The following is a 273-nucleotide window of genomic DNA, read 5'->3' on the forward strand; positions in this document are numbered from 1 at the left end:
GCCGCCGATGACCGTTGCGAAGGTGCAGATCCGCAAACACCAGATCGCTTTAGGGTTGTTCAGGCGTAAAAAGAAGAGATTGTTTTCGGCGTAAATGTAGTTGGCAACGATGGAGCTGAAGGCAAACAGAATAACCACGAGGGTAACAAACTCAGCACCCCAGGAACCCATTAACACCCGCATCGCCTTCTGGATAAGCTGAATACCTTCCAGCGGCATGTAGGTTGTGCCGTTACCCGCCAGTAATATCAGCATGGCGCTTGCCGTACAGAT

The 273-nt window shown here is 51.3% G+C and carries 1 protein-coding gene; it reads right to left on the reverse strand.

The features are described 5' to 3' along the window. Positions 1 to 273, reverse strand: a 273-nt coding sequence (locus SB765_RS29675; RefSeq protein ID WP_410932499.1) for an alanine:cation symporter family protein, incomplete at its 3' end; no start/stop codon positions are given.

It is taken from the genome of Pseudomonas sp. SIMBA_067, from assembly GCF_046534675.1.
Classification (GTDB): Bacteria; Pseudomonadota; Gammaproteobacteria; order Pseudomonadales; family Pseudomonadaceae; genus Aquipseudomonas; species Aquipseudomonas putida.